Raw genomic sequence first — 26346 nt, 5'->3', positions numbered from 1 at the left:
ATCGTGCGGGCCGTGAGGGAGCGGATACCGGTCGCGGTGCAGCGGAACCCGCGCGGGCGGCGCGTTGCCGCGGGTGCGCTGTGGACCGGCGCCGAGGCGGTCATGACCCTGGGTGCCGTGCTGCTGCTTCTCGTCGTCCATCAGCTGTGGTGGACCAATCGACAGGCCCGGGCGGGAGCCGAGGACCAGGTGCGGGCCCTGGAGCAGGAGTGGGGCCGGGGCACGGACGGGGGCGGACAGCCGGTGGGGCCCTCGGAGGGCGGGGACGGGGACGGCGGCTCGGCCCCGGTGCCGCGGGGTGGTGATGGCGGGAGCGGGCGTACGACGGCTGCGGCGCGCGCGCCTCGCTGGGATCAGGCGTACGCCGTCATCCGCATCCCGCGCCTCGGGCTCACCGCCCCGGTCGCCCAGGGCATCAGCAAGAGCGGCGTCCTCGACAAGGGATACGTCGGGCACTACCCGCGCACCGCGCAGCCGGGCGGCGCCGGGAACTTCGCGCTCGCCGGGCACCGCAACACGCACGGCGAACCGTTCCGGTACATCAACCGGCTGCGCCGGGGTGACCGGATCACCGTCGAGACCCGGGAGAAGGTGTACACGTACGTCGTCGACAAGACGCTGTCCCGGACGTCGCCGCGGGACAGCGGGGTGATCGCCGCCGTCCCGCGCAGCAATGCGCGGCCCCACGCCGGGTACAGCGAGCCGGGTGCCTACGTGACGCTGACCACGTGCACGCCCGAATTCACCTCCCGGTACCGGCTCGTCGTGTGGGGGAGGCTGACGGGAGCCAGGGAGCGGTAGTGCTCTCGTGGGCCGTCGGTGCCGTCGCCGGACAAGCGCTGTCGTGGGGGAGGCCGTCACCGTCCTGGGCGCCGGTCCCGCAGGAGCATGACGCCCACCGCCGCCACCAGCGACAGCCCGACCGACTGCAGCACCGCGGCGTCAGCGCCGCCGCCCGAAGCGGCGACCGCGATGGTCACGGCGACGCCCGCCGACGAGCCGATGTATCGGGCGGTGTTGTTAGCCCCGGAGCCCATCGCCGCCCGCTCCGGCGGCACCGACTCCACGGCGAGCCGGGGAAGCGCGGCATTGAGCAGGCCGCTGCCGACGCCGGAGACGACGAGCGCGGGGATCAGGCGCGGCCACACGCCGCCGGCGGGAGCGGCCGTCGCGCCCAGCGTGCCCAGCAGCGCCAGCACGGCCACCGCGTGCAGGACGAAACCCGCGGCCAGCTGGTGGCGTGCCGAGACCCGGCCCGTGAGCCGCCGCGCCTGCAGCGCCACCACGAAGGACGAACCGGACCAGAGCAGGAACAGCCACGCCGTACCCATCGCCGACAGGCCGAGCGCCCGTTGCAGCAGCGTCGGCAGACAGCTGAACAGGCCGATCACCGCGAGACCGGTGAACAGCCCGCCCGCCGACGAGACCAGGAACGGGCGGCTGCGCAGCAGCGACAGCTCGATCAGCGGCGCCGCCGCCCGGCGCTCCACCTTCACGAACACGGCGGTCAGGGCGAGCGCGGCGAGCAGCAGCAGGGCGACGGGCGGACGCAGCCAGCCGTCCCGGCCCAGTGTGAGCGCGGTCAGCAGGGCGGTCATCGCCGCCCCCAGCACCGCGGCGCCCACCAGATCGGGACGGCCGCCGCGGGGCGCGCGGGACTCGGAGAGCGTACGGAACGCGAAGGCCGCCGTGATCAGTGAGGCGACCGAGACTGCGGCGTACGTCAGCCGCCAGTCGACGGTGCCGAGCGAACCGGCGACCAGCGGGCCGAGGGCGATCCCACCGCTCACGAACGCGCCCCAGATTCCGGTCGCCCTGATCCTGGCCGTCCCCGCGGGGAACGCGCCGACGAGCAGACCGAGGCTCGTCGCGAGGATCGCGGCGCTCGCCGCGCCCTGCGCGACCCGGGCCAGCGTGAACGCGAGCGTGGTGGTCGCGAGGGCGCCCGCCGCGGTGGTGACGCCGAGCGCGACCGTGCCGATGAGGAAGAGCCTGCGGCGGCCGTAGTCGTCGGCGAGGCTGCCCACGACGAGGAGGAAGACTGCGAGGCCGAGCGGGGTGCCGTTGAGCAGCCACGCCTGACCGGAGGCGGGGGTGGCGAGCGCGGCGGAGATGGCGGGGACGGCCGTCAGTGGCGAGGTGTAGTTCATCAGCGCCACGGCGGTGGCCAGGGCGGTGACGGCGAGGGTTGCGGCGGGGCGGGCAGTGGTGCGCGGAGAGACGCGGGTGTCACCGGGGGCGTGGGCGAGCTGTTGAGGGCGGAGGAGGGGGCGTACGGGCGGCTGAGCCATTGCTGCGCTCCGGGGCTGGGGCCGTTCGTTCCGGTTCTTGGGTTCAGACCTTGGTTCAGTGAATGAACTCAGTGGCCGCCCGCCGACGCTAGCACAGTCAGTTCATTCATCGAACCTTGGAGCGGTAAAGTGATGCGCATGGCTCTCGGCAAGGACTACGCGTCGCAGCAGTGCTCGATCGCCCGCGCGCTCGAAGTGATCGGCGAGCGCTGGACCCTCCTCGTGGTGCGCGACGCGTTCTTCGGCGTACGCCGCTACAGCGACTTCCTCGTCCACCTCGGCATCCCACGCGCCGTCCTCGCCACCCGGCTCCAGTCCCTCATCGACGCCGGAGTCCTGGAGAAGCGCCGCTACCAGCAGTCGCCACCGCGCGACGAATACCTCCTCACCGCCAGCGGCAAGGCCCTCTGGCCGATCCTCCGCACGCTCGGCGTGTGGGGGAGCGAGCACATCCCCGGTACGCGGGCGAGCCGGGTCTTCCTCCACGCCACCTGCGGTACGGAGCTGGGGACGTACGGCGAATGCCCGGTCTGCGCACGGGCCGTATCGCCGGAGGATGTCGAGATGCGCCCGGGCGACGGGCTCGACCAGGACCGCGACGACCCGGTCAGCCGTGCCCTGCTCGCGCCGCGCCGGCTCCTCCGGCCGCTGGAGACCGGCTCCGCCTGACGACGACCGGCTCACGGAGCCATCGTGTATAAAAAATGGAGGGCCGAACGAGCGAGCCCACGGACCGAGCGGGGGAGGGATCGATGAGCAGCGGCATCGACAACCACCTGCACGGTGGCATCGCCCGCCTGCCCCGGCCCCTCGCCATCCTGCTCTTCCTGGTCACCGAGGTTCTCCTCGCCGAGGGCGGCAGCCTCTCCGCGGCGGTCGCGCTCGCCGCCACCGCCGCCGCCGGTTCCGCGCTCGTCGCCTGTTCAGTCATCAGCGCCCGCTGCGCCGCCCCGGTGCCCCGCACCCGGGTCCGTACCGCCATGCGCGACCGCGAGAAACGCACCGCGTTCCTGCCGCAGCGCGATCCCGACGCCAAGGGGCGCAGGCGGCCACGAGCCCCCGGCCGTGCCCTCCTGACGGCCGCGTAGGGACTTCGCACCCTTTCCGCCCGAGCAGTACGTGTGCTCGGGCATGCCCCACGCGGGTCGTCATGCCGAGCCAGATCGTCCTTCTCCCGGCACGACGAGACCCCCGGAGGGCTCATCCATGTCCACGATCATGTCCGCTTTCGCCGCCCTGGTCGGCTCCTTCGCCGACCTGCTGCACCCGCTCTTCCAGGGCGCGGCCACCGCCGCCGCGATTGTCCTCCTGACCGCGCTCGTGCGACTCGCCGTGCACCCCCTCTCACGGGCCGCGGCGCGTGGGCAGAAGGCCCGCACCAAGCTCCAGCCGCAGATCGCCGAGTTGCGCAAGAAACACGCCAAGAACCCCGAGCGCATGCAGAAGGCGCTCATGGAGCTGCACCGGGAGGAGAACGTCTCGCCGCTGTCCGGCTGCCTGCCCAGCCTCATGCAGATGCCCGCCTTCTTCCTGCTGTACCACGTCTTCTCCAGTCCGATGATCGGTGGCGACTCCAACGACCTGCTCAGCCACGATCTCTTCGGCGCCCCGCTCGGCGAGCACTGGCACGAGGCGCTCGCGGCCGGCGGACCGTTCGGCGCCCAGGGCATCGTCTATCTCGGCCTCTTCGCGATCGTCGCCGTCGTCGCCACGTTCAACTACCGCCGTACGAAGCGCCAGCTCGCGGCCGCCCCGGCCACCCCCGCCACCGGTCCCGACGGACAGCCGGTGCCGGGCATGGGCGCGATGACGAAGCTGATGCCGCTGATGTCCTTCTTCACGCTCGTCTCGGTGGCGTACGTGCCGCTCGCCGCCGCGCTCTACATCGTCACGAGCACCACCTGGACCGCGGTCGAGCGCACCGTTCTCTACCGCGACATGCCGGCTGCGGGCGCCGCCGTGGCCGGCGTGGCGTGATACTGCAAGTGGATGCTGCAACGCGCGATCGACGCACGTGTCCCTTTCGCCCGGGTCACCGCGGCAACGATCAGATGATCCGAAGGAACGTCCTAGCCGTCCACGGCGGCTAGGCCGACGAGGACCCTGCGCACCCGCTCCCCGAAGTCGACCTGCCCCACCTCGTGGTGCGCGGCCGGGAAGGACCGCGTCAGGGGCTTGTCCTTCCAGTCGAGCTGGGAGCGGGCGGCGCGGCGAACGTGGACCATGGCGCCGACCGCATTCTGCAGGAAGACGACCTCCAGCTCCCCGAGCCGGTCCAGGCCCCGCGCGGGGTGGGTGACGAAGAAGGTCTGATAGTGAGGGCGGTGTTGTTCGACGCCAGGGATGTAATCGAAGATCACCTGGGAGTCGGCGCCGCGGTAGCCCTCCTCGGCGAACGCGTCCAGGACCGCCTCGTACAGCGGCGGCGCCGTCACGTGCAGGAAGTCCAGGTCTCGGACCGGAGAGTCGCCCGTGTCGAGCTGGGTGGTCAGCGACAGGTCGACGCCGAGGGTCTGGCCGCCCAGTTCGGTGACCGGGCACTCCCACGGCAGGCGCCCGCTGAACGGGACCCGCTCCTCCGTCCCAGGCGCCACGCCGAAATGGCCGCGCCGGACGTCCAGGCTGGTCATCTCCAGGTCCTCGGGGGTGCCCCCGTAGTCACGGACCTTGGCCACGACCGTCAGGTAGAAGTACTTGATCGCGATGCCCCGGCTGCCGCCCTTCAGGACGATCTCCCCCTCGATAGGGTGGCCGGGCAGTGGGGCGAGCGTGGTGATCTGCGTGTCGATCTCCGGCGGCTCCGGGGCGTTCCCGTCGTCCCCGAACCCGAACAGTCTGCGGAAGCCCATCCCCTGATCCCTCCCCTGTGATCGTGAGGGCAGCCTATCCAGGCTCCGTAGTCGGCGATCAGGATTCCCGCAACCGTGCCCGGCAGGACGCCGACCATGCCCAGCCACGTGAAGATGGCGAGCATGGTCAGCGTGATGTGCCGATACCCGCCCGGATGGCGGCGGACGTTGAGGATTCCCCATCCGGGCAGCCACAGTGGGTGGGGCGCTATCGGTAGCTAACCGGCGGGGCGAGTGCGCCGGTCCAGGGTGTGAACAGGGTCTTGCAGAGTGATCCGATGTCTTGGAGGATCGGCCAGGCCTGCGATGGCCGCCACCCATCCGACGGGCCCGATCTCGACCAAGGGGAGAAAGACCGTTGAAGCTGCTTCGTGTGGGTACGGCAGGTGCGGAACGACCGGCGCTGCTGGACCGGGACGGAACCCTGCGTGACCTGTCGGGAATCGTCACCGACATCGACAGCGCCCTGCTCGCCGACGAGTCCGCGCTGGCGCGGGTCCGGGCCGCTGCGGCCGCGCCCGGCGAGCTGCCCGCACTCGACGCCGAGGGGCTGCGGGTCGGGCCGCCGCTCGCCCGCATCGGCAAGATCGTGTGCATCGGGCTGAACTACCACGACCACGCCACCGAGACCGGAGCGGCGATTCCGGCCGAACCGATCCTCTTCTTCAAGGCGCCGGACACCGTCGTCGGACCCGAGGACACGGTGCTGGTGCCGCGCGGCAGCGTCAAGACCGACTGGGAGGTCGAGCTCGCCGTCGTCATCGGCCGCACCGCCCGTTACCTGGACTCCGCCGAGGAAGCGCTCGGTCACGTCGCCGGGTACGCGGTCGCGCACGACGTCTCCGAGCGGGAGTTCCAGATCGAGCGCGGCGGCACCTGGGACAAGGGCAAGAACTGCGAGACGTTCAACCCGCTGGGGCCGTGGCTCGTGACGGCCGACGAGGTCCCCGACCCGCAGGCGCTGCCGCTGAAGCTCTGGGTCAACGGCGAGCTGAAGCAGAACGGCACGACCGCGGACCAGATCTTCCCGGTGGGCGAGGTGGTCCGCTACCTCAGCCGGTTCATGACGCTGTACCCGGGCGATGTCATCAACACCGGTACGCCCGCGGGCGTGGCCCTGGGCCAGCCGGATCCCAAGCCGTATCTGCGGGCGGGGGATGTCGTCGAGCTGGAGATCGAGGGGCTGGGGCGGCAGCGGCAGGAGCTGAAGGACGCGTAGCCGTCGCATAAAGGTCGGAGGGGTGGCCTGCCGCTGGTGCGGCGGGCCACCCCTCCGTCATCTCATGTCAGTCGTCTCGGCCGTGTCACCCGACAGGCTCTCAGTCGGACATCGTGGTGGCGAACTGTTCCAGCGCCTCGACGACCAGCGCGTGGTCCTCCGCCTGCGGCAGCCCGGACACGGTGACCGAGCCGATCACGCCCGCGCCCTCGACCGCGATCGGGAACGAACCGCCGTGCGCGGCGTACGTGTCCGGGTCCAGCCGCGAGGAGTCCTCGAACGTCGTCCCCTTCGCCCGGAACCTGCTCCCGACCAGGTACGAGCTCTCGCCGTACCGCTCGACGACCTTGCGCTTGCGGTCGATCCACGCGTCGTTGTCCGCGCTCGAACCGGGCAGCGCGGCATGGAACAGCTGCTGGGCACCGCGCCGGATGTCGATCGCGACCGGCGCGTGGCGCTCCCGGGCCATGGAGACGAGCAGCCTGCCGAGCGCGTACGCGTCGTCGTAACTGAAATGCGGCAGTGTCAGCCGGCGCTCCTGCGCGATGAGCTCGGAGATGGTCGGAGCGGTGGGGTTCATGCGGGCTGCTCCTCGGAAGCGGTGGACAGGGTGACGGCGACGCCCTCGCGGGCCGAGCGGCGGGCGGCCTCCAGGACGTCCAGGGCCGCGGCGGCCTGCAGTGCCGTCACCGGATTCTCGCCCTTTCCGCGCACCGCGTCGGCGACCGCCGCGTAGTACGCCGGGTAGTCGCCCGGCAGAGTGCGGACCGGAATGCCGCCACCGGTCAGCGGCGACTCGCCCGAACCGGTCCGGCCCCACAGCGCCTCGGGCTCCTCGCCCCAGCCGGAAGCGGCGGCGGACGGGCGGTGGCCCTCGCGCAGAGCGGCCTCCTGCGGGTCGAGACCGTACTTCACATAACCGGCCCGCGAACCGAGCACGCGGAAGCGCGGCCCGAGCTGGGCGGTGGTGGCGCTGACGTACAGATGCGAGCGGACCCCGTTCGCATGGGTGATCGCGAGGAACGTGTCGTCGTCGGTGACGGCGCCGGGCCGGCGTACGTCGGACTCCGCGTACACCCGCACCGCCGGGCCGAACAGCACGAGCGCCTGGTCGACGACGTGGCTGCCCAGGTCGTACAGCAGCCCGCCGATCTCCTCCGGGTCGCCCGACTCGCGCCAGCCGCCCTTGAGCTGCGGGCGCCACCGCTCGAAACGGGACTCGAAGCGCTGTACGTCACCGAGCTCGCCGTCCGCGATCAGCTGGGAGAGCGTCAGAAAATCGTTGTCCCAGCGGCGGTTCTGGAAGACGGACAGCAGCAGCCCGCGCTCCTGCGCCAGCGCGGCGAGCGCGCGCGCTTCGGCGGCCGTGCCGGCGATCGGCTTGTCCACGACGACCGGCAGACCGGCTTCGAGCGCGGCGGTCGCGATCGGGACGTGGGTCTTGTTGGGGGAGGCGATCACGATCAGGTCCAGCTCGTCGGCGCGCGCCCACAGCTCGTCGGGCGACGCGGCGAACCGGACGTCCGGGAATTCGGCACGGGCCTGGGCCCGACGCTCCTCGTTCGACGTGACGACCGTGTCGAGGGCCAGTCCCTCGGTCGCGGCGATCAGCGGGGCGTGGAAGACGGAGCCCGCCAGGCCGTAGCCGACGAGTCCGACGCGGAGGGGGGAGCCGGGCGTCCCGGGTGTCGTGATGCCAGTCATGCAATCCACTTAAGCAACGCTGTTGCCAAAGTGCAAGCGAGGGAGACAATGGGGCGGTGAACATGAGTAACACCGGGGCGAACCTACCGACACTGCGCAGCCACAACGCGGCGCTCGTGCTGGACCTGCTGCGTGTCGCGGGTGAACGCGGGATCAGCCGGCTGGAGCTGGCGGAGCGGACGGGGCTCACCCCGCAGGCCGTCAGCAAGATCACCGCCCGGCTGCGGGCGGAAGGCCTGGCGGCGGAGGCGGGCCACCGCGCCTCCACGGGCGGCAAACCACGCACGGTGCTGCGCCTGGTTCCGGACGCGGGACACGCGGTGGGGCTGCACCTGGACCGGGACGAACTGACGGTGGTCCTGGTCGACCTCGCGGGCACGGTCGTGGCGAGCCGCAGGACGCCGCTGGACTTCGGCGCGCCGGCCGGCGAGGTGGTCGCCGCTGCGGTGCGACAGGTGGGGCTGGTGCTGGGCGGGCCGGGCGGGGCGGGCTCGGGCGGGACCGCGGAAGCGGGGCCGGGCGGCTCCGCGCCCACCGCCCCCGACGGGACCGGCTCCGGGCCGCACGCGGCCTCCCCGGTGGCTCCGCCGTCCACCGTGCTCGGGCTGGGTGTTGCCGTGCCCGGACCGCTTGATCACCGGGGCGGTGTGCTGCATCGCGTCACCGGGTTTCCGCAGTGGGACGGGTTTCCGCTCCGGGACGCTCTCACCACGCGCACCGGGTTGCCCGTCGTCGTCGACAAGGACACCAATGCCGCGGCTCTCGGGCTCGCCCTGCGAGCCGACGGGCCGGGGGACTTCGCGTATCTGCATCTCGGGACCGGGCTCGGCGCCGGGCTCGTGCTCGGTGGGGCCGTGCACCGCGGGGCCCGCACCGGGGCCGGCGAGTTCGGGCATCAGACCGTGCTGCTGGACGGGCCCCTGTGCAGCTGCGGCGGGCGCGGCTGTATCGAGGCGCTCTGCCTCGCCGCCGTCTCCGGCGGCGACGCCGCGGAGGCCGCACGGGTGCTCGGAGCCGGCGCCGCCAACCTTGTCGGGCTGCTCGACATCGACCGGGTGGTGCTGGGCGGCCGCACCGTCGACACCGACCCCGATACGTACGTCCGTGGGGTCCGGGCCGTGATCGGTGAGCGCGTCCGGCGGGACGGCTTCGGTGCGGCCGTGCCGCTCGTCATGACCGCGGGCAGGGACCGGCCGGTCGCCGAAGGGGCCGCCCAGCTCGTCCTTGCCCCGCTGTTCGGGCGACTCGGGGGCGCCGAGTCGTAGGGCGTGTTTCGAAAGTCCCGTCTGCCGGGCGACGCCTGGCATGCACGCTCCAGACGCCGCCCGGCCCGCCCTACGGGCGGACGACGCTACTTTCGAAACACGCCCTGGGGCCGTTCGAGCGGTTCGGGTCGCCCGACCGGTCGGACCCCCGGCATGTCGGCGCCCGTTGGGTCGCGCGTGCGTGGCAGCGTCGCTCCACAACCGGTGAACTCCGGGCACGGGGCGATCCGGCCGTTTCGCGAGCAGCAAAGGGTGTCCCCCCAATGCCTCCCACGCCTCCCCCGCCCCGGCCGCGCCACGGAATCGCCCTCGGACTGGCCGCGGCGTCCGTCGTCCCCGCCGTCGTGCTCGGCGGCGCGTCCGCCGACGCCGCCGCGGCGTCCGTCGCCGTCACCGCCGACCAGGAGCCCACCTGCGGCGCCCCGACCGCGGCCGACTTCCCGATCGCGACCCGGATCCGCGGCGGCCCGGAGACGTATGCGTCCGGCGGGGGATACGGCACCTGGTTCCTCGATCTGACCAATACGACCTCGAAGTCCTGCGGCTCCATCCACCCGGTTCTGGTCCTCACCGACGAGGACCAGCAGCTGACCTCCGACCAGATCCAGCTGGAGTTCTCCGAACCGGACCGTCCCGATGTCCCGCACCGCGTCACCTGGGAGACGACCGACCGCGATGAGCACATCGGCGTCTTCGGCGGCGACGGCGCCGACACCTTCGGCGGCTTCACCATCCCTGCGGGGCGCACCGTCAGCGTCCTGGTCCGGATGGCGTTCACCTCCGACACCGACCCCAATCGGATCACCGCCAAGGCCGCGATCGTCCAGCGTAGACAGGCCGCGGGTGACGACGGCGCCGAGAAGACGCCGGCGGGTGACGACGGGGACTGGGTCGGCGAGTCCGACGACTACGTCTTCGACGTGGTCGACGACGAGGACGACAGTGGCGACACCGGTGATGAAGACACGGGAGGTACGGGTGACGTCGGCGATTCCCGTCGAGAGGGGGACGTGCGGCCCGAACCGTCCCGCGGCAGCGCTACCCCGGGAACCGGTGATGCGGGCCGTGTCGACGGTGATGGTGGCATCGGCGGAACCGGTGACGTGGGTGGAGCCGACGGCGGTGGTGGTGGCATCGGGGGATCCGGCGACACCGCTGGGGTCGACAGGGGTGGTGGCGTCGGCGGAACCGGTGACGCGGGTGGGGTCGACGGCGGCGACGACGGAACCGGTGACACGTCCAGCCTCAGCGCCTCCGGGGAGGCGCCGACCACCGCCCCGGATCCGCAGGGCCCGCCCGAACTCGCCAGGACCGGACCGGGAGCCGTCATCTGGGCCGAGGGTCTCGCCGCCGGGCTCTGTCTGGCCGGCGGTGTGGCCGCCCTGAGAGGGGCGCGGCGGCTCCGCCGCACCCGTCGTTGACCTGTGGGCCCCGAAACGTTCACCGTCGTTCATGTCCGTCTGCCACGATCGCGAGGTGGACTACCTGCACGACCAGGCACCTGGCGCACCGATCCGTTCCGGCATCCCGGAGCACGGCCGTATCCCCAAGTACTACGCCGTGAAGGCCCATGTCTCCGTCCTCATAGAGGAGTTGGGTGAGGGCGGCATGCTGCCCACCGAGCGTGATCTCGCGATCCGCTACGAGGTGTCGCGCGAGACCGTGCGGCAGGCGCTGCGCGAACTGCTGCTGGAGGGCCGCCTCGCCCGTCAGGGCCGCGGCACCGTCGTCGCGGGGCCCAAACTGGAGCAGCCGCTCTCCCTCGCGAGCTACACGGAGGGCGTACGCCGGCAGGGGCGGACGCCGGGCCGTCACCTCATCGGCCTGGAGCAGTTCCCCTGTCCCGCCGCACTCGCCGCCGAGACCGGCGTCGAGCGGGGCGAACCGGTCTGGCATCTGGAGCGTGTGCTGCTCGCCGACGACGACCGGGTCGGACTGGAGAGCACATACGTTTCCGTCGCCCGCGTGCCGGACCTGGACACCGAGTTCGACTCCGACTCCTCCTTCTACGCCTACCTCCGCGACCGGCTCGGGATCACTTTCGGCGACGCGGACGAGCGGATCGAGACCGTGCTCGCCACCCCGCGCGAGGCGCTGCTGATCGGTACGCCGCCCGCCCTGCCCATGCTGCTGCTCCACCGCGTTTCGCGGGACGCGAGCGGGCAGCCGCTGGAGCGGGTGCGCACGCTCTTCCGCGGCGACCGGTTCTCCTTCACCGCACACCTGGGCCGCCAGGGCTGAGTGAAACGGCGCGGCAACCGACTCTCGTTGATAACGAGAACGTAACGGGTCTAGGCCAAGATTGGGTCCTGGTTCACCCTCCCGTCGCCCGGCCGATCCGCGCGAGTCATTCGCCGCCAGGAACGTTGCCGTCGTGAGAGTCATCGTCGTAGGAGCCGGCGTGGTGGGAACCATGCACGCCTGGCACGCAGTGAACCGCGGCCACGAGGTCGTACAGATCGAGCGCGAGAAGGAGGCGCGCGGAGCATCACTCCGCAACTTCGGACAGATTTGGGTCAGCGGCCGGGCCGGCGGTGAAGAGCTGGAGACCGCGCTGCGCGCCCGCGAACTGTGGGAGGGCATCGGGGAGCAGGTGCCCGGCCTGGGCTTCCGGCCCTGCGGTTCACTGACCCCGCTCCGCACCGAGCTGGAGATCGCCGTCGCCGAGGCGGCCGTCGCCCGCCCCGACGCCGCGGCCCGCGGCTACAAACTGCTGACGGCCGACGAGGCCCGTGCGATCAACCCCGCGCTCCGCGGTGACTTCGTCGCCGCCCTGTGGTGCGAGCGGGACGCCGCCGTCGAGCCGCGCACTGCGCAACTGGCTCTGAAGCAGGAGCTGGTGGCGTCCGGCCGGTACACGTTCCTCGGCGGCCGCGAGGTCCGAGAGGTCGTCGGTACCGCCGCCGTCCGCGACGACCACGGCGACGTGCACACCGGTGACGCCGTCATCCTGTGCACCGGCGCCTGGCTCGGCGGCCTCGTCCGCGAGCTGGCCGGACCCGAACTGCCCGTGCGCCGCGTCCGCCTCCAGATGATGCAGACCGACCCGCTGGGCGAAACGCTCACCACGTCCGTCGCCGACGCCGACAGCTTCCGCTACTACCCGGCGTACCGGAGCGAGGCACTCGACGCCCTCAACGCCGGCCAGGCCCAGGCGCCGACCGCGGCCGAGCACGGGATGCAGCTGCTGATGGTGCAGCGCCGGGACGGCGGACTGACCATCGGCGACACCCACGAGTACGAGCACCCGTTCGCGTTCGACGTCGTCGAGGAGCCGTACGAGCACCTCACCCGGGTCGTCGAGTCCTTCCTCGGCCGCCCGCTGCCGAGGATCCGTCACCGCTGGGCCGGGGTCTACGCCCAGTGCACCGACACCAGCCGGGTCGTCCACCGCCAGCAGGTGCGGGACGGCGTCTGGCTGGTCACCGGGCCGGGCGGCCGCGGCATGACCTGCTCGCCCGCCATCGCCGAAACGACCGCCAACGAACTGAGCTGGTGAAGAAGTTGAACAACACCGACAAGCTGAATCTCGTCGTCCTCGACATGGCCGGGACCACCGTCGCCGACGGCGGCCTCGTCGAGCAGGCCTTCGGCGCCGCCGCCGGGCGCCTCGGCGTGACTCCCGGCTCCGCCGACCACGCCGAGAAGCTCGCCTATGTGCGCGCCACCATGGGCGAGTCCAAGATCTCCGTCTTCCGGCACCTCTTCGGCGACGAGGACAAGGCCCAGCGGGCCAACCTCGCCTTCGAGGAGGCTTACGCGGAGCTGGTCGACGGCGGCCGCATCGCGCCGGTCCCGGGTGCCCGCGCAGCCATCGAGCGGCTCACGGGCGAAGGGCGGACCGTGGTCCTGTCCACCGGTTTCGCCCGCACCACCCAGGACGCGATCCTCACCGCGCTCGGCTGGCAGGACCTGGTCGCCCTGACCCTCTGCCCGGCCGACGCGGGCGGCCGCGGCCGCCCCTACCCGGACATGGTCCTCGCCGCGTTCCTGCGCACCGGGGCCGTGGACGGCGTCCAGCAGATCGTTGTCGCGGGGGACACCTCGTACGACATGCTCAGCGGCGTACGCTCCGGCGCCGGGATCGTCGCCGGTGTGCTGACCGGCGCACACGACAAGGACCAGCTGCAGCGCAACGGCGCCACGCACGTACTCGGCTCGATCGCCGAGCTGCCGGACCTCATCGCCCGGGCGGAAGCATGACCGGCGGGGCCACCCAGGGCAGCGGCATCCGGTTCGACCAGGTCAGCGTCGCGTACGGCGGGAACATCGTCCTCGACCGGCTCGACCTGACCGTGGAACCCGGCGAGGTCATGGCCCTGCTCGGGCCCTCCGGGTCCGGCAAGACCACAGCCCTGCGCGCCGTCGCCGGCTTCGTCCAGCCCGTCTCCGGGCGGGTCCGGATCGGCGACCGGGACGTCACCGGCCTGCCGCCGCACAAGCGCGGCATCGGCATGGTCGTCCAGCAGTACGCCCTGTTCCCGCACATGAGGGTCCGGGACAACGTCGCCTTCGGCCTCAAGGCCCGCAAGGTTGCGAAGGCGGAGATCCCCGAGCGGGTCGCCGAAGCCCTGGAACTCGTCGGCATGGCCGCGTACGCCTCGCGCTACCCGCGCGAGCTCTCCGGCGGACAGCAGCAGCGCGTCGCCATCGCCCGCGCGCTCGCCATCCGCCCCGGCGTGCTCCTGCTCGACGAACCGCTCTCCGCGCTCGACGCCCAGCTGCGCTCCGGGATGCTCGCCGAACTGGCCCGGCTGCACCGGGAGCTGCCGGACGTCTCCATCCTGTACGTCACGCACGACCAGGTCGAGGCGCTGACCCTCGCCGACCGGATCGCGGTCATGGACAAGGCGCGGCTCCAGGACTGCGGCACTCCGCAGGAGCTGTACCGCCGCCCGCGTACGGAGTTCACCGCGTCGTTCGTCGGCAATGCCAACCTGCTGCCGGTCACCGTCGCAGGCACCACCGGCGCCGTGGACTTCGCCGGGCACGCACTCGCCGTACCGACCGGCGAGGTGGCCGACGGCGTCACCGCAACCCTCTGCGTCCGGCCCCACCTGGTCGGACTCGGTGACGGCCCCAACGCGCTGACCGGCACTCTCGCCGAGGTCCAGTGGCGCGGCTCCACCCACCGGCTGTACGTCGACATCCGCGGCCACCGGATCAAGGCCGACCTGCGCGAGCTGCGCGAGACCCCGATGCTCGGCGACGAGGTCACCCTGCACTTCGCCGCCGAGGACGCGGTGCTGCTGCCGGCGGGCGCCGGATTCGGGGGAGGGGCTCATGGCTAGCACCGTGGCCGGAGACGTGTCCTCGGGTGCGTCCGGCAGCCGCCCTGTCCTCAATCTCCCCCATAGCCCTAAGGACATGGGAGGGACCCCCTCGACGGGCCTCAGCAGTCTCGTCTGGGCGCTCCCGCCCGTCGCCGTCCTCGCCGTCGTTTTCCTCTACCCGCTGGCCCTCGTCGTCCAACAGTCCGTCAGCCCGGACGAGGGCGGTACCTCGCTCGCCCCGTACGGCGACGTCTTCGCCTCCGCGTCGTTCCGCTCGGCACTGACCACCACCGTCTGGCTCGCCGTCGGCTCGACGGTCGGCTGTCTGGTGCTGGGCTTCGTCCTCGCGCTGGTGATCGCCTTCGTGCCGTTTCCCGGCGGCCGGGCGGTCGCCAAGTTCATCGACGTCTTCCTCTCCTTCCCGTCCTTCCTGATCACCCTCGCCCTGCTGTTCATCTACGGCACCGTCGGCATGGCCAACGGCGTCTGGACGGATGTCACCGGGGCGGCGGACGGGCCCTTCCACTTCCTCACCACCCCGTGGGGTGTCCTCCTCGCCGAGATCACGTACTTCACCCCGTTCGTGATGCGGCCGCTGCTCGCCGCGTTCTCCCAGCTCGACACCGCACAACTGGAGGTGGCGTCCTCCCTGGGTGCGAGGCCGGCCCGGATCGTGCGGCAGGTGATCCTCCCGGAGGCGCTCCCGGCGCTCGCCGCGGGCGGCTCCCTCGTCCTCGTGATGTGCCTCAACGAGTTCGGCATCGTGCTGTTCACCGGCGCGAAAGGCGTCACGACCCTGCCGATGCTGGTCTACAGCAAAGCGATCCTGGAGTCCGACTACCCGGCCGCCTGCGTCGTCGCCGTCGTCAACATCGCGATCTCCGTCGGTCTCTACAGCCTGTATCGGATGGTGAGCCGCCGTGTTGGTGCATAGCCGTACCGGGAAGTGGGCCACCTGGGCCGTGTTCTTCCTGCTCTTCGTCCCGCTGTTCGCGGTGCCGCTGCTGGTGATCGTCGCCGCGTCGTTCACCACCAACTGGTCCGGCGCCTTCCCTTCGGGGCCGACCACCGAGCACTACAAGGCCGCCACCAGCGGCGACTCGCTCCAGGCCCTCACCACCAGCCTGATCACCGCCGTCAGCGCCAGCCTGCTCGCCCTCACCGTGGGCGCCTGGGCCGCGCTCGCCGCCGCCTCGCTGCGAAGGCGCGGACGCCGGTTCCTGGACGGGCTGTTCATGCTGCCGGTCGCCGTGCCGTCCGTCGTCGTCGGTCTCGCCGTGCTCGTCGCGTTCAGCAAGCCGCCGATGCTGCTCAACGGAACGCGCTGGATCGTGATCCTGGCGCACACCATTCTTGTCACAGCGTTTGCCTATCAGTCGGTTTCGGCCGCAATAGTGCGTCTTGACCCGATGTACGAACAGGCGGCGGCCAGTCTCGGTGCCCGCCCGTCCTATGTCCTGTGGCGGATCAGGCTGCCGCTCCTGCTGCCCGCCCTCACAGCGGCCGCAGGGCTCTGTTTCGCCCTGTCCATGGGCGAGTTGAGCGCCACGATGATGCTCTACCCGCCGGACTGGACACCGCTTCCGGTGCAGATCTTCGCGGCGACCGACCGCGGCTCGCTCTTCACCGGTGCCGCTGTCGCAGTGGTCCTCATGGGGACGACGCTGCTCGTCCTCCTCGGCGTCGCCCGCATCCGCACCAGGGCCTCGTACCGCTGACACCCCCGTACTTACTCACTTTCCAGGAGATACGACACCCATGCGCAAGAACCTCCTCAAGCCGGCAGCCGCCGTCACCGGCTGCCTCGCCCTCGCCGCCACCCTCTCCGCCTGCGGCGGGACCTCCGCCGCCTCCGACGAGAAGGTCGTCACCGTCTACAGCGCCGACGGGCTCAAGGGCGAGAACGGCGACGGCTGGTACGACAAGGTCTTCAAGGACTTCGAGAAGAAGACCGGCATCAAGGTCAAGTACGTGGAGGGCGGCTCCGGCGAGATGGTGCAGCGCGCCGTCCGCGAGAAGTCCAACACCCAGGCCGACGTGCTCGTCACCCTGCCGCCGTTCATCCAGCAGGCCGACTCCAAGGGCCTCCTGGCGGCGTACGAACCGGCCGGCTCCGACCAGGTCGACGCCGCGGACAAGGCGTCCGACGGAAAGTGGACCTCGGTCGTCAACAACTACTTCGGGTTCGTCTACAACAAGAAGGAGTTGAAGACCGCGCCCGCCACCTGGGAGCAGCTCCTCGACGGGACGTACAAGGAGAAGATCCAGTACTCCACCCCCGGAGTCGCCGGTGACGGCACGGCCGTCCTGATCAAGGCCATGCACGACTTCGGCGGCAAGGAGCCGGCGATGGAGTACCTGAAGAAGCTCCAGGCCAACAACGTCGGCCCGTCCGCCTCCACCGGCAAGCTCGCCCCGAAGGTGGACAAGGGTGAACTCCTCGTCGCCAACGGTGACGTCCAGATGAACTACGCCCAGTCCAAGGACATGCCGAACCTCGGCATCTGGTTCCCCGCCAAGGCCGGCTCCAAGCCCACCACCTTCGCCCTGCCGTACGCGGCCGGACTGGTCGACAAGGCCCCGCACAGCGCCAACGGCAAGAAGTTGCTCGACTTCATGCTCTCCGAGCAGGCGCAGAAGGACGTCAGCGCGGTCGGCGGCGGCTTCTCCGCCCGTAAGGACGTCGAGGCCACCGACGCCAACGCGACCGCGCTGAGCGGGCTGATGAAGGGCGTGGAGGTCTTCGAGCCGGACTGGTCGGACATCGGCACTCACCTGGACGACTACGTCGGCGCCTGGAAGACCGCCACCGGCAGCTGAACCCCTGCTCCGCGGGTCGTCGCACCCGTAGGGGCGACCGCTGATCCGCATCGGAAAGATAACGGGTCTGGACAGTAGCTCAACTCCTCGCGAAGGCGGGGAGTTGAGCCCATTTCCGCCGGAAGTCCGGATTGTCCCGGATCGGGTAAGGGGCCGCCGCCGCCCTCCGCCACCTGTCCGTACCTCTAAAATCGGTGGTGTCGGCGCTGCACAACGCGGTGCCGCCGGCGTCCCCGCACACGGCGTACGGCAGGAGTCCCACATGGTAGAGCGCAAGCCGATCACATCCTGGCTCACCGACATGGACGGAGTCCTCATACACGAGGGCACGCCGATACCCGGGGCAGACGCCTTCATCAAGCGGCTGCGCGAGTCCGGGCTGCCGTTCCTGGTGCTCACCAACAACTCGATCTACACGGCGCGCGACCTGCACGCCAGGCTGGCACGCATGGGTCTCGACGTCCCGGTCGAGAACATCTGGACCTCCGCGCTGGCCACCGCGAAGTTCCTCGACGACCAGAGGCCCGGCGGCACCGCGTATGTCATCGGCGAGGCCGGACTCACCACCGCGCTGCACGACATCGGGTACGTCCTGACCGACCAGGAGCCGGACTACGTCGTCCTCGGGGAGACCCGTACGTACAGCTTCGAGGCGCTCACCAAGGCGATCCGGCTGATCAACGGCGGGGCCCGCTTCATCTGCACCAACCCCGACGAGACCGGCCCGTCGGCCCAGGGCCCGCTGCCCGCCACCGGGGCCGTCGCCGCGCTCATCACCAAGGCCACCGGCAAGGACCCGTACTTCGCGGGCAAGCCCAACCCGCTGATGATGCGCACCGGGCTGAACGCGATCGGTGCCCACTCCGAGACCAGCGCCATGATCGGCGACCGGATGGACACCGACGTGCTCGCCGGCCTGGAGGCGGGCATGCACACCTACCTGGTGCTGACCGGCCTGACGACCCCCGCCGACATCGACCGCTACCCGTTCCGGCCCTCCACGGTCGTCGACTCCATCGCAGATCTGGTCGACCTCATCGACGTGAGCTGAGCGCTGTGCGGGGAGGGCCGCCTGCGGGCCTTCTCCGCACCCGCTCGTGCCACGACTGGCAGTGTTCGCCCCATGAGGAGCGTCGTCCGGTGCGAGCGGGCGTGCTGGGCGGCGCGACGGGGCAAAGTCCGCCGGGAGGGGCACCTGCTTCCGGCGGCGCCCGGGGCCTGCCCTTCGGGTCATGCCCGAACCGAAGGGCAGGCCCTGAACGGCCCAGTCCCTCACCCCTGCGGATGCGAAAAGCCGCCGGACGCGTGAACCTGCCATCAGGAGGTTCACGATGCGTTCCATACCCCTCACGTTCTGTGGGGCCGCGGTGATCGCGGCGACCCTGATACCCGGTCCCGCCGCACTGGCCGACTCCGGCTCCGGCACCGGCTCCGGCACCGGCTCCGTGAAGGACTCGAAGTCCCACGCCACCCTCTCGGTGACCCCGTCCTCCCTCGCCCCCGGCGATGATGTGGACCTGCAGGTCGACGGCTGCACGGGCAAGGAGGCCAAAGGGATCTCCGACGCCTTCGCCTCCGATGCGCGCCTCACGGCAGACGACCGCGGCGGGCTGTTCACCCGGGCCAGGATCCGCTCCGACGCCACACCCGGCGCGTACGACATCTGGGTGACCTGTGACGGCGACAACGCCACCAGGGTGTCCGGCACCGTCACCGTCGCCGGCGACCCTTCCGGACCGCTCGCCCCGATCGCTCCGGTCCGGGCCGGTGGCGGAGGCACCGCCGTCCTCACTGAACAGACGGCCGAGCGGGACGGCCCCGGCACCGCGCACGCCGTGCTCGGGCTGGCCCTGGCCACCGTCGCGACCGTCGCCGTGGTCCTCCGCGGCGTCCGCCGCCGCCCGACCGCGGACTGAACGAGATGTCCGCCTCGGACCGCCCGGCCGGAACCGGCCGGCTGCTCACCGGAGTGGCCTGGGCCATCCTGCTGATGGGCCTGTGGCTCTGGGGCCGCGACATCGCCGACGGCTCCGGTGCGATCTCCGCCCCGACCACCGGCGACATCGCGGCGGTCGGGCGCCCCCATGGTGTACCGCTGCCCGCGGCGCACGCCCCGATCAAGGGCGCGGCGCCGGAACGCATCGAGATTCCCTCGATAGGAGTCCGGGCCCCCGTCGTCGTCCGCGGCCTGGACAAGGCGGGGGCGATCGACCCGCCACCGTTCGCGAAACCGCAGACCGTCGGCTGGTACGGCAGCGGCACCCAACCCGGCGCGGCGGGGGCCGCGCTCCTCGTCGGCCATGTCGACACCGAGACCAAACCGGCCGTCTTCTACGGACTGAGCGCGGCCCGCCCCGGCGCGAAGATCCGGGTCGTCCGGACGGACGGCTCGGTCGCCGAATTCACCATCGACGACGTCCAGGTCTTCACCCGGGAACGCTTCGACGCCCACAAGGCCTACGGACCCCACAAGGACGGCCGGGCGGAGCTGCGGCTGATCACCTGCGGCGGCACGTTCGACCGCGCGTCGCACGAGTACAACGCCAATGTGGTCGTCTCGGCGTACCTGACCGGCGAGAAGCCGTCCGCGGGCAAGTCCGCTTAGCGGACCGTCCGGTGGACGAGGTGCACCTGGCCCGGCCGCTTTCCCCCCGGGCGGCCGGCAGGAGGCGTGTGGGCCACTGCGCGTCCCTGTGAGACGCCCAACGTCCTTCACCCAACAGATATTTGATGATACGTCCAGAACCAGTCGCTCTGCGCCGTTCGAGGTCTGGGTGTGTCAGGATGGATTCGTCCGGTCTTGTCCGGGCGCCCAAGGGGGAGTGGATGTACGGCAATTACACCGGCCGGTCCGGGGCGGGGGCGGTGGCGCTGGGCGTGACACTGCTGCTCGCAGGATGTTCTTCTTCGGCCCCGTCCTCCGGTGGCGACAAGAGCTCCGCCGGGAGCGCCCCCTACTGGGTCAACCCGGACGGGAACGCGGCCCGGCAGGTCGCCGCCTACACCAAGGCCGGCAACGGCAGGGACGCCGGCCTGATCAAGAAGATCGCCCGGCAGCCGGTCGGGGAGTGGATCGGCCCGGACAACCCCGAGGCTGAGGCGAAGGGCTTCACCGAGGCGGCCAGGAAGGCCGGCCGGGAGGCGCTGCTGGTCCTCTACAACATCCCGCACCGTGACTGCGGCCAGTTCTCGAAGGGCGGCGCCGCGGACGGTGACGCGTACCGTGCCTGGCTGGAGGGAGTGGCGAAGGGCATCGGCGACCGCCGCACCACGGTGATCCTGGAGCCGGACGCGCTGCTGCACCTGATCGACGGCTGCACCCCGCAGGAGTTCCACGAGGAGCGGTACGACCTGCTCAAGGGCGCCCTGGAACGGCTGAAGCAACTACCGCACACACGCGTCTACATGGACGCGGGCAACGCGGGCTGGCGCACCCCGGACGCGCTCTTCCGGCCGCTCAGGCAGGCGGGCATCGCAGACGCGGACGGCTTCGCGGTCAACGTCTCCAACTTCCAGACTACGGCGGCCAGTACGGACTTCGGGAAGCGACTGTCGGTGAAGGTCGGCAACAAGCCGTTCGTCATCGACACGAGCCGCAACGGCAACGGCCCGTACGACGAGGGCGACCCCGAGGAGAACTGGTGCAACCCACCGGGCCGGGCCCTGGGTGAGCCCCCGACCACGGACACGGGTGAGGACCTGGTCGACGCGTACCTCTGGATCAAGCGGCCGGGGGAGTCGGACGGCGCGTGCAAGGGGGGTCCGAAGGCGGGGGAGTGGTGGCCGGAGTACGCCCTGGGGCTGGCCCGCAACACGAGGTAGTTCCGGACGGGGCCGCCGAGGCCCCGTCCCCGAACGCCGGACACTTCTCAGGGGACGCGCACCCACGTCCCCTTCGACGGTGTCCCCTTCGCATCGGCCACGAACAGCATGTACCAACCCGACGGCACCAGCGCCCGATTCCCCGGCACCGTCACGGCGATACCCCCCGCCGTCCTCTTCAGCCCCAGCGCCACGGACCGCTGGTCCGTGTCCGTCACATGCGTCACCGCGCTCGGCCGCATCAGCTTCGCCGACGTGATCGTCGGTCCCTGCCTGGTCGTGAACACCGCTGTGCCGCCGCGTCGGATGCTCTTCGGCCCGGCCGTCAGCTCCGGCCGTGAGCCGCGGTACAGGTAGGGCGGCGTGTAGATCTCGATGCGCTGCTCGAAGACGCCCAGGCGGGTGTTCGCCTTGTCGGCGTACAGCGAGTCCGAGCCGAAGATCATGACGCGCCCGTCGGGCAGCAGCAGCGAACCCGAGTGATAGTTCCGTCCGACCTGCGGATCCGCCACCCTCCGGTACGTGTCCGTCTTCGCGTCGTACAGCCGCGCCTGCAGGATGTTCGAGCCGCCGCGCCCGCGGTAGTCGCTCGACCCGCCGGTGACGAGCACCGAGTCGTCGGGCAGCAACGACGCGCTCGGGTAGCGCGTGCCCTCGGTGAGCGACGGGCCGTCCCTGAATCTCGGCTCGGCGGCCTTCAGGTCCACGAGCCGGGACTTCTCGCTGGACCTGTCCGACTCGCCCACCCCGCCCCCGCCGATGACCATGAACTTCTCGTCCTGGGCGGGTGGCAGCCGTACCGTCGCCGATGTCTCCATCTCACGGGCGTCGCTCAGCCCGGGGATCTCCTCGAACCTGTTCGTCGCAAGGTCCCAGACGCCCGGCGCACGGCCGACGTCCGCCGGACCGTACCCGGCGTTCGAGCCGGAGTAGAAGAGCCTGCCGTCGTTCAGCAGGAAGACCGCCGGGTAGGTGGGGAACTTCCGGACGATGCCGGTGTACGCCCACTTCTTCGTCCGAGGGTCGTAGACCTCGTCCTTGCCGGGCACGATCTGCCCGATCTCGTCGAGTCCGGACAGGGCGAGGACCCTGCCGTCCTTCAGCGTGGTCAGCGTCGGGTACCAGCGCGCCTCGTTCATCGGATCGACGGTGATGTACTTCTCCGCCACCGGGTCGAACTCGAACGCCTCCCGGATGCCCTGGAAGTCCTTCTTGTCGAGGGCGAGCTTCTGGGCGATCCCGTACACGTTCCGAGTGTCGGAGCCGGAGAGACCGGAGATCCGGTAGTTGTCCTGGGCGCCCGTCCCGTACGTCCTGCCGGACTTCTGGGCCTCGACGTAGATGCGGCCGAGCCCGGGGTCGTTGCGCAGGAACGCGCCGGTCTTCCTGTCGAAGACCTTGGTGGCCTTCTCGACCAGCACGGGGTCCTTGGAGACGAACGTCCTGCCGTTCTCCTTGCCGGTGAACCGGGTGCCCGCGGGCAGGGTGACCGGCTTGTCCGGGTCCTCGTTGTGGACGACCATCAGGCCGCCCGCCTTGGTGACATCGCCCTGCAGCTTCTCGTACCGCTTCGTGCCGCCGGCTATCAGCAGCCGGCCGTCCGGCAGTTGGGTGTGACCGGAGCAGAACATGTCCTTGGGCGTGGGTATGTTCGCGAACGTGCCGGTCCCCGGGTCCCACAGCACGGACCGAAAGCTCTTCGCGTCGAAGTTCTGCTGGTTGTTGCCGGAGCCCGCGACGAGCAGCACCTTGCCGGTGTGCAGCAGCGCGGCATGGATCGTATTGATCCGGAACTCGGACGGGACATCGAGGAAGTCCCAGTGGCCGTTGGCGGCTTTGTACCCCGGCTTGTTGATCGTGTACTCGTGGTAACGCTCGCTGCTGACGCGGTACAGCCACGGCCCGTTCGCGCCCGCGAGCGCCAGTACCACCGCCGTGCTGATCGCCATGCGGCGGGTGCGGCGGCCAGGACGGTACGTCATTGGTTACGTCCCCCCAGGGAGATCTGCACGGTGTGGCCGTCGGGCAACCGGTGCGGTCTTTCCTGCGGGGCATGCGCCGGCTGCGGATCCGGTGTGCCGTCCTGCGGGCGTGGTTTGTTGCGCCGCCGCTTCTTCTCCGCGTGGACGGTGTACCGCCAGCCGAAGATCGGCGCCGCCGTGATCAGCAGCGCCAGCGCGGCCCAGGTGAGCATCGCGGGATGGCTGTGGCCGAGGACGAAGGAGGCGGTGATCGAACCGCCGAAGACCACCACGAAGAAGAGATGGATACGGAAGGTGCCGAACAACGTGTCGGGGCTGGACGAGTCGCCCTTGGGCGTCACCACGAACGAGCTCTTGCGGCGCAGCACGGCATCCATCAGGGATCGCGCGTAGACCGGGGCGGAGAGCGCGGACATCATCATCCCCGCCAGACCGCCGGAGCCCTCCGGCTCGTGCGGGGACACATTGTGCCGCCGGTTCCAGACGTACAGACCGATCTGGAGCGCCGAGGCGTTGCCGTACAGCATCATCCAGACGACCGGGTCGATCTGCACGCCCGAGGCGCCCATGCCCAGGAACAGTGCGCAACTGAGCGCCGCCAGGATCCAGTTCAGGGCGGACATCGGATAGAAGATGATCATCATGGTGTAGTTGAGGAGTTTGCCGGCGGGGAGTGTCCCGATCCCTCTCCAGTACTGCTTGAGGATCGTCTCGTACGTCCCCCGTGACCAGCGCAGCTGCTGGGTGAAGAAGTCCGTCCACGCGGTCGGGCCCTCGCCGACGGCCAGCACGTCCGGGGTGTAGACCGAGCGCCAATTCCGGCCGGTGTGCGGGTTGCGCGCACGGTGCATCTCGAAGCCGGTGGCCATGTCCTCGGTGATCGAGTCGTACAGACCGCCGATCTGTTTGAGGGCGGAGACCCGCACGGCGTTGCTGGTCCCGACGAACATCGGGGCGCCGTAGCGGTTGCCTGCGCGCTGGATCAGCGCGTGGAAGAGGAACTGCTGGGACTCGGCGGCCTTCGTGACGAACGTGTCGTAGTTGCCGTAGACCTGCGGGCCGATCACGAAGCCGATGTCCGGGTCGCGGAAATAGCCGAGCATCCGCTCCAGGTAGTTGGGCAGGGGTACGTGATCGGTGTCGACCGAGGCGAAGAACTCGTACCCGCCGCCGTGCGCGTCGAGCCAGGCGTTGTAGTTGCCGTGCTTGGTCTTCGCACGGTGCGCGCCCTCGGCCTGGTTCCAGTGCGCGACGCCCTTCCGGGAGAAGTGGTGCACCCCGAGCCGGGCGCAGACCTCCCTGACCGCCGGGTCGTCGCCCTCGTCGAGCAGCCAGACGTGCATCAGCCCGCGGTGCCTGATGCGGACCGCTGCTTCGAGGGTCTTCGTCACCATCTCCAGGGGCTCCTTGCCCGGGACGAAGGAGGTGAGGAAGGCAACCCGGGTGCCGGGCTCCGGCACGACCGGGACCGGGTCGCGCGCGACCAGCGTCGCGTGCGCGTTCGACAGGACGTTCATGGTGCGGAAGAGCTCGATCAGACCGATCGAGACGAGCATGACGATGTCGAGGATCAGCAGCGTGTCGTTCTTGAGGTTCGGATCGCGCTGGGTCCAGTGTTCGGGCTGTATCAGCCAGGCGAACAGGCCGAGCGAGACGAGCGGTGCGGCGCCGAGCAGGAGCGCCGCGCGGAGTCTGTGCGGTTCCTGCGAGAGCAGCGAGCGGTACTGCACGGAGTACGGTCTGCTCGGGTCGGGCTGGGTCAGTGGCCCGGCGAGCCGGCTGTAGTGCTCGTAGTCGTAGCGGGGCAGCGCCTCCTTCGGGTGGCGCCGGCCCCCGGTCCGGGGCTGTGGAGGTATCCGCAGCTGCGTGGTCCGGGAAGGGTCGTTGTTCTGCCGGGCGCCTGTCGGCGTCGACGTCATGGGTCATCCCCCTGCGCGCATGCCGGCTGCGCGGTCGGTCGGTCGTCTCGTCCGCCGCGCATCCCCTCGATCGCGGCGGACGACCTCTCTGGCGGGCGCCTTCCCCTCACGGGAAGGCGCCCTTCCGGTCGCCCGGTGCCCCTTCGGCATCCGTCCATGAGCGGGACCCCCATCCCGCGGTACGCGCAAACCGGAACTTCCCCCTGTTGCTGCCCCCAACTGTGTGCGTCATCAGCCCGGTTGCTGCTGAATGACCCCATGACAGGTTGTATGACCCAGGTCGTGATCGCAAGGGTGAAACGGGCTATTTGCCGGTCATATGTGCGATTTGGGTGTCTCTTGTGGAGGGGTGCGTGGGGGTGTACCGAGGGGAGCTTCTCGACCCCCGGGAGGCGGCTCGAGGTCGCCCGCCGGGCGCGGGTGGGGTGATGGCATACGGACAAGGCCCCCTCACGAGGAGTGAGGGGGCCTTGACTTTGCGTGCGCCGCCAGGGACTCGAACCCCGGACCCGCTGATTAAGAGTCAGCTGCTCTAACCAACTGAGCTAGCGGCGCCTGCTGACCTGGACAACTCTACCTGATCCGGGGGAGTACTCCTGACCATTTCTCGACCGTCACGGCCTGTCGGATGGTCGTTTTTTCTGTTTTATCAGTCAATATGCAGTATGTCGGGAGAGTTGGACACTGACGCCCGTACAGATGCGCCCGAAGATCTTGACGAGTGCCGAGGGGATTCGCATGACCGTGCCGGCCTTCGAGGAGTACGCGCCCGCCGTCGACTGCTCCTGCGCGGGGTGCGCCGCGCAACGGCGCGCCGCCGCTTGGTCCCTGCCCACGCGGTACAGAGGGCACCCCGCCGCGCATGGTGCGCGGTGTGTGCTGGTGCTGGCCACGGCGGTGGGCATGGTGCTGGGCACCGGCGTGGCCGAGGCGGCGAGCAGGCATGCGGCCGGATTCGCCCGGGCGGACGGGACGACGGCCTCGGCCGATACGAACCCGGACGACACGAATCCGGACGGTACGGCCCCGGGTGATCCGGACCCGGACGACAGGTACCCGGACGGTACGGAGCTGACCGATACGGACGCGGCCGATACGGACATGGTCACTCCGCAGGGAGAACCCGGTCCGCTGTGGGGTGGGAAGCCGCCGGGTCCGCCGTCGTCCACGGGCTCTCCCTCGGCGCTGCGCAAGTCCACGGC

At 70.7% G+C, this 26346-nt stretch carries 24 protein-coding genes, 1 tRNA gene and 1 pseudogene; 19 read left to right on the top strand and 7 right to left on the bottom strand.

The features are described 5' to 3' along the window. Nucleotides 1–3: 3 nt before the first annotated feature. Entirely contained in the window at nucleotides 4–801 is a 798-nt protein-coding gene (locus ACNPQM_RS19485) for a class E sortase (RefSeq protein ID WP_418084996.1), read from the top strand. A 56-nt stretch (nucleotides 802–857) separates the two neighbouring features. Here ACNPQM_RS19485 and ACNPQM_RS19480 read toward each other — a convergent pair whose 3' ends face one another. Then, complete coding sequence (locus ACNPQM_RS19480) at nucleotides 858–2291, bottom strand: MFS transporter (RefSeq protein ID WP_418084995.1); 1434 nt, start codon at nucleotides 2289–2291, stop codon at nucleotides 858–860. 138 nt (nucleotides 2292–2429) lie between these two features. Here ACNPQM_RS19480 and ACNPQM_RS19475 point away from each other — a divergent pair, with 138 nt between their 5' ends. The 3 genes from ACNPQM_RS19475 (at nucleotide 2430) to ACNPQM_RS19465 (ending at nucleotide 4268) form a co-directional block, all read left to right on the top strand. Further along, on the top strand, nucleotides 2430–2960 hold the full coding sequence (locus ACNPQM_RS19475) for a winged helix-turn-helix transcriptional regulator (RefSeq protein ID WP_418084994.1): 531 nt from the start codon (nucleotides 2430–2432) through the stop codon (nucleotides 2958–2960). A gap of 83 nt (nucleotides 2961–3043) precedes the next feature. Continuing rightward, nucleotides 3044–3379, top strand: a complete 336-nt coding sequence (locus ACNPQM_RS19470; protein WP_418084993.1) for a DUF6412 domain-containing protein — start codon at nucleotides 3044–3046, stop codon at nucleotides 3377–3379. A gap of 118 nt (nucleotides 3380–3497) precedes the next feature. After that, entirely contained in the window at nucleotides 3498–4268 is a 771-nt protein-coding gene (locus ACNPQM_RS19465; protein ID WP_418084992.1) for a YidC/Oxa1 family membrane protein insertase, read from the top strand. 92 nt (nucleotides 4269–4360) lie between these two features. Here ACNPQM_RS19465 and ACNPQM_RS19460 read toward each other — a convergent pair whose 3' ends face one another. After that, complete coding sequence (locus ACNPQM_RS19460) at nucleotides 4361–5140, bottom strand: sporulation protein (RefSeq protein WP_418084991.1); 780 nt, start codon at nucleotides 5138–5140, stop codon at nucleotides 4361–4363. Nucleotides 5141–5498: 358 nt separating this feature from the next. Here ACNPQM_RS19460 and ACNPQM_RS19455 point away from each other — a divergent pair, with 358 nt between their 5' ends. Next, nucleotides 5499–6359, top strand: a complete 861-nt coding sequence (locus tag ACNPQM_RS19455; RefSeq protein WP_418084990.1) for a fumarylacetoacetate hydrolase family protein — start codon at nucleotides 5499–5501, stop codon at nucleotides 6357–6359. Between the two features lie 100 nt (nucleotides 6360–6459). Here ACNPQM_RS19455 and ACNPQM_RS19450 read toward each other — a convergent pair whose 3' ends face one another. Together ACNPQM_RS19450 and ACNPQM_RS19445 are read right to left on the bottom strand one after the other, a co-directional pair. Next, nucleotides 6460–6939: a heme-degrading domain-containing protein gene (locus ACNPQM_RS19450; RefSeq protein ID WP_358857772.1), complete on the bottom strand. Its 480-nt coding sequence runs from the start codon at nucleotides 6937–6939 to the stop codon at nucleotides 6460–6462. Next, entirely contained in the window at nucleotides 6936–8063 is a 1128-nt protein-coding gene (locus ACNPQM_RS19445) for a Gfo/Idh/MocA family oxidoreductase (protein WP_358857773.1), read from the bottom strand. The genes ACNPQM_RS19450 and ACNPQM_RS19445 overlap by 4 nt, the downstream gene beginning before the upstream one ends. A gap of 62 nt (nucleotides 8064–8125) precedes the next feature. Here ACNPQM_RS19445 and ACNPQM_RS19440 point away from each other — a divergent pair, with 62 nt between their 5' ends. The 13 genes from ACNPQM_RS19440 (at nucleotide 8126) to ACNPQM_RS19380 (ending at nucleotide 21243) form a co-directional block, all read left to right on the top strand. Continuing rightward, nucleotides 8126–9328, top strand: a complete 1203-nt coding sequence (locus tag ACNPQM_RS19440; protein WP_418084989.1) for an ROK family protein — start codon at nucleotides 8126–8128, stop codon at nucleotides 9326–9328. Between the two features lie 263 nt (nucleotides 9329–9591). After that, nucleotides 9592–10749: a hypothetical protein gene (locus ACNPQM_RS19435; protein WP_418084988.1), complete on the top strand. Its 1158-nt coding sequence runs from the start codon at nucleotides 9592–9594 to the stop codon at nucleotides 10747–10749. Nucleotides 10750–10804: 55 nt separating this feature from the next. Continuing rightward, nucleotides 10805–11569, top strand: coding sequence for a GntR family transcriptional regulator (locus tag ACNPQM_RS19430; protein WP_358857776.1), 765 nt, complete (start codon nucleotides 10805–10807; stop codon nucleotides 11567–11569). A 133-nt stretch (nucleotides 11570–11702) separates the two neighbouring features. Continuing rightward, nucleotides 11703–12827, top strand: a complete 1125-nt coding sequence (locus ACNPQM_RS19425) for a TIGR03364 family FAD-dependent oxidoreductase (protein WP_418084987.1) — start codon at nucleotides 11703–11705, stop codon at nucleotides 12825–12827. After that, the gene (locus ACNPQM_RS19420) at nucleotides 12824–13531 is read left to right on the top strand and encodes a phosphonatase-like hydrolase (RefSeq protein ID WP_358857778.1); all 708 of its coding nucleotides are present in this window, start codon (nucleotides 12824–12826) and stop codon (nucleotides 13529–13531) included. The genes ACNPQM_RS19425 and ACNPQM_RS19420 overlap by 4 nt, the downstream gene beginning before the upstream one ends. Beyond that, complete coding sequence (locus tag ACNPQM_RS19415; protein WP_418084986.1) at nucleotides 13528–14619, top strand: ABC transporter ATP-binding protein; 1092 nt, start codon at nucleotides 13528–13530, stop codon at nucleotides 14617–14619. Before ACNPQM_RS19420 ends, ACNPQM_RS19415 begins: the two co-directional genes overlap by 4 nt. Beyond that, nucleotides 14612–15535: a 2-aminoethylphosphonate ABC transporter permease subunit gene (locus ACNPQM_RS19410; RefSeq protein ID WP_418084985.1), complete on the top strand. Its 924-nt coding sequence runs from the start codon at nucleotides 14612–14614 to the stop codon at nucleotides 15533–15535. The genes ACNPQM_RS19415 and ACNPQM_RS19410 overlap by 8 nt, the downstream gene beginning before the upstream one ends. Beyond that, the gene (locus ACNPQM_RS19405; RefSeq protein ID WP_418084984.1) at nucleotides 15522–16319 is read left to right on the top strand and encodes an ABC transporter permease; all 798 of its coding nucleotides are present in this window, start codon (nucleotides 15522–15524) and stop codon (nucleotides 16317–16319) included. The genes ACNPQM_RS19410 and ACNPQM_RS19405 overlap by 14 nt, the downstream gene beginning before the upstream one ends. Nucleotides 16320–16359: 40 nt before the next feature. Then, on the top strand, nucleotides 16360–17421 hold the full coding sequence (locus tag ACNPQM_RS19400; protein WP_358857782.1) for a 2-aminoethylphosphonate ABC transporter substrate-binding protein: 1062 nt from the start codon (nucleotides 16360–16362) through the stop codon (nucleotides 17419–17421). A 262-nt stretch (nucleotides 17422–17683) separates the two neighbouring features. After that, a complete protein-coding gene (locus tag ACNPQM_RS19395; RefSeq protein WP_358857783.1) occupies nucleotides 17684–18472 on the top strand; it encodes an HAD-IIA family hydrolase in 789 nt (262 codons plus the stop codon). A gap of 280 nt (nucleotides 18473–18752) precedes the next feature. Then, entirely contained in the window at nucleotides 18753–19337 is a 585-nt protein-coding gene (locus ACNPQM_RS19390; protein WP_418084983.1) for a hypothetical protein, read from the top strand. 5 nt (nucleotides 19338–19342) lie between these two features. Further along, complete coding sequence (locus ACNPQM_RS19385) at nucleotides 19343–20026, top strand: class F sortase (protein WP_418084982.1); 684 nt, start codon at nucleotides 19343–19345, stop codon at nucleotides 20024–20026. 221 nt (nucleotides 20027–20247) lie between these two features. Beyond that, entirely contained in the window at nucleotides 20248–21243 is a 996-nt protein-coding gene (locus ACNPQM_RS19380) for a glycoside hydrolase family 6 protein (RefSeq protein ID WP_418084981.1), read from the top strand. A gap of 47 nt (nucleotides 21244–21290) precedes the next feature. Here the strand turns inward: ACNPQM_RS19380 and ACNPQM_RS19375 are convergent, their stop codons facing one another. The 3 genes from ACNPQM_RS19375 to ACNPQM_RS19365 form a co-directional block, all read right to left on the bottom strand. Continuing rightward, a complete protein-coding gene (locus ACNPQM_RS19375; protein ID WP_418084980.1) occupies nucleotides 21291–23225 on the bottom strand; it encodes a galactose oxidase-like domain-containing protein in 1935 nt (644 codons plus the stop codon). Continuing rightward, nucleotides 23222–25144 (bottom strand): glycosyltransferase family 2 protein, encoded by a 1923-nt coding sequence (locus tag ACNPQM_RS19370; RefSeq protein ID WP_418084979.1) that lies wholly within the window; start codon nucleotides 25142–25144, stop codon nucleotides 23222–23224. The genes ACNPQM_RS19375 and ACNPQM_RS19370 overlap by 4 nt, the downstream gene beginning before the upstream one ends. A gap of 481 nt (nucleotides 25145–25625) precedes the next feature. Continuing rightward, a tRNA-Lys gene (locus ACNPQM_RS19365) sits at nucleotides 25626–25699 on the bottom strand. Between the two features lie 183 nt (nucleotides 25700–25882). Here ACNPQM_RS19365 and ACNPQM_RS19360 point away from each other — a divergent pair. Further along, a pseudogene (locus ACNPQM_RS19360) lies at nucleotides 25883–26346 on the top strand (hypothetical protein); the annotation flags it as partial.

The organism is Streptomyces sp. NPDC056231, from assembly GCF_048270745.1.
Taxonomy (GTDB): Bacteria; Actinomycetota; Actinomycetes; order Streptomycetales; family Streptomycetaceae; genus Streptomyces.
The sequence above is the reverse complement of the archived record's forward strand: the minus strand, read 5'-3'. Positions and strand labels throughout refer to the sequence as shown.

What these genes read in the sequence shown, in the direction of transcription:
- ACNPQM_RS19400 (WP_358857782.1), top strand. Translation starts at nt 16,360, where the DNA reads ATGCGCAAGAACCTCCTCAAGCCGGCAGCCGCCGTCACCGGCTGCCTC.
- ACNPQM_RS19385 (WP_418084982.1), top strand. Translation starts at nt 19,343, where the DNA reads ATGTCCGCCTCGGACCGCCCGGCCGGAACCGGCCGGCTGCTCACCGGA.
- ACNPQM_RS19465 (WP_418084992.1), top strand. Translation starts at nt 3,498, where the DNA reads ATGTCCACGATCATGTCCGCTTTCGCCGCCCTGGTCGGCTCCTTCGCC.
- ACNPQM_RS19395 (WP_358857783.1), top strand. Translation starts at nt 17,684, where the DNA reads ATGGTAGAGCGCAAGCCGATCACATCCTGGCTCACCGACATGGACGGA.
- ACNPQM_RS19380 (WP_418084981.1), top strand. Translation starts at nt 20,248, where the DNA reads ATGTACGGCAATTACACCGGCCGGTCCGGGGCGGGGGCGGTGGCGCTG.
- ACNPQM_RS19440 (WP_418084989.1), top strand. Translation starts at nt 8,126, where the DNA reads ATGAGTAACACCGGGGCGAACCTACCGACACTGCGCAGCCACAACGCG.
- ACNPQM_RS19475 (WP_418084994.1), top strand. Translation starts at nt 2,430, where the DNA reads ATGGCTCTCGGCAAGGACTACGCGTCGCAGCAGTGCTCGATCGCCCGC.
- ACNPQM_RS19435 (WP_418084988.1), top strand. Translation starts at nt 9,592, where the DNA reads ATGCCTCCCACGCCTCCCCCGCCCCGGCCGCGCCACGGAATCGCCCTC.
- ACNPQM_RS19470 (WP_418084993.1), top strand. Translation starts at nt 3,044, where the DNA reads ATGAGCAGCGGCATCGACAACCACCTGCACGGTGGCATCGCCCGCCTG.
- ACNPQM_RS19370 (WP_418084979.1), bottom strand. Translation starts at nt 25,144, where the DNA reads ATGACGTCGACGCCGACAGGCGCCCGGCAGAACAACGACCCTTCCCGG.
- ACNPQM_RS19450 (WP_358857772.1), bottom strand. Translation starts at nt 6,939, where the DNA reads ATGAACCCCACCGCTCCGACCATCTCCGAGCTCATCGCGCAGGAGCGC.
- ACNPQM_RS19410 (WP_418084985.1), top strand. Translation starts at nt 14,612, where the DNA reads ATGGCTAGCACCGTGGCCGGAGACGTGTCCTCGGGTGCGTCCGGCAGC.
- ACNPQM_RS19415 (WP_418084986.1), top strand. Translation starts at nt 13,528, where the DNA reads ATGACCGGCGGGGCCACCCAGGGCAGCGGCATCCGGTTCGACCAGGTC.
- ACNPQM_RS19460 (WP_418084991.1), bottom strand. Translation starts at nt 5,140, where the DNA reads ATGGGCTTCCGCAGACTGTTCGGGTTCGGGGACGACGGGAACGCCCCG.
- ACNPQM_RS19480 (WP_418084995.1), bottom strand. Translation starts at nt 2,291, where the DNA reads ATGGCTCAGCCGCCCGTACGCCCCCTCCTCCGCCCTCAACAGCTCGCC.
- ACNPQM_RS19445 (WP_358857773.1), bottom strand. Translation starts at nt 8,063, where the DNA reads ATGACTGGCATCACGACACCCGGGACGCCCGGCTCCCCCCTCCGCGTC.
- ACNPQM_RS19375 (WP_418084980.1), bottom strand. Translation starts at nt 23,225, where the DNA reads ATGACGTACCGTCCTGGCCGCCGCACCCGCCGCATGGCGATCAGCACG.
- ACNPQM_RS19390 (WP_418084983.1), top strand. Translation starts at nt 18,753, where the DNA reads ATGCGTTCCATACCCCTCACGTTCTGTGGGGCCGCGGTGATCGCGGCG.